The 1,409-nt window shown below is 32.9% G+C and carries 1 protein-coding gene and 1 pseudogene; both read left to right on the forward strand.

The features are described 5' to 3' along the window. Positions 1-557, forward strand: a 557-nt coding sequence (locus H6411_RS05830) for a hypothetical protein (protein ID WP_216083713.1), incomplete at its 5' end; no start/stop codon positions are given. 167 nt (positions 558-724) lie between these two features. Beyond that, a pseudogene (locus H6411_RS05835) lies at positions 725-1,409 on the forward strand (hypothetical protein); the annotation flags it as partial.

Consider the following 1,409-nt stretch of genomic DNA (forward strand, 5'->3'; position numbering starts at 1 on the left):
AGAACGATAATTTAGCCGATACACAACATTTAAATAAAGTATGTGAAACAGCTATAAAGAAGAATACATCAGATGTTATTAACTCCAAATATCTAAAAAATATTTGAACTTACTGTTCTGTTAGACCTGATTTAGCTAAAGAAAAAGGAAATGAACCAGCAGATGTAAAGACATTAAAGACAAAACCTAATTCTTCTATTACAGGTGAGAGTAATTTAGGAGGCAAAGAACTAAATAAAGATAAGTTGGTAGCCAACGATCCAGAAAATACAAATTGATGGAAATGGGTTTTCGAAAATAGATTGAATCCTCTTAAGACAGCAACTAATCAAAGCAGTAATCAACTAAGTTCTGCATTCAGTAGTGTGAATGAAGGATACAATGCGGCAACATCATCCAATAGCGCTTTAAATAAAGTCTGTGAAGATCATTACAAGAAAGGAGTTTCTGAATTTTCTAATACCAATGGCAACGATAATGAAAGCAAATATAAATTAACCCAAGATGTTAAAAGATTCTGTACAGTAGGCGGAAACAAAGATTTATCCTTAAGTTAATTTCTATTTAATACCCCATTCATTTTTTCAACCCTTAAAAACACTATTTAGATCAGTGAGTTCTTTTTTGCTCTTTAGATAACTCTATCTTTTTGAGATTTATTCTTAATAACTATTTTTCTAAAGATCATCCTTCTTAGAATGCCGCCAACTTCAATGAAAAAACAATGTCTATATTCTCAACTATCGCAAAAGCTTTAACTGCTACTGGCGTTGTATCTGGAGCTGCAGGTGTAGGTTCCAAAATATATCTAAAAAATGGCCATGGTTTTGGATCCATGAATGTTAATACTGAAACCACAAAAACCACTACTGATAGTAATCCTATTCCTGCAGTTCCAACAGAAGAACTACAAACTCCAACTAGAAGAACATACGCAACTGAATTAACTAAGAAAGATTTTTCACTAGTAACTGCAAATACAGATGAAAAAATAGTTCTGAATATTTTGATGGAGAGACTAGATCCTACTAAGGATGCTTTAACTCATTACAAGGGAACTAAGTTTAAGGATAGTCCACAGGTTGTTTTCAAAAATAAGACATTCAATAGCAATGTTGGAACCAAGAGTTATTTCCTTACTGTAGTACAAAAACCAGATACTTCAAATGTAGATCCTTGAAGACAAGCATGCGTCGCTGCTTTAGACAGAGAAGTTTCAGCACAAGTAGAAACACAAGGCAGTGAAGAATATAAGGAACTGGCAAGATTAAGAGAATGATGCACTATTCCTACAGTTGAACATGTACTAAGAAGACATAAGTTAACACCACTTAATGTCAATGTAAATGATAATAAAGATGAATCAGATTGGAAGGAAGTAATAGGTGGAGGTTGATTTAAGAAAGAAG

The organism is Candidatus Mycoplasma haematohominis, assembly GCF_902712995.1.
Classification (GTDB): Bacteria; Bacillota_I; Bacilli_A; order Mycoplasmatales; family Mycoplasmoidaceae; genus Eperythrozoon_B; species Eperythrozoon_B haematohominis.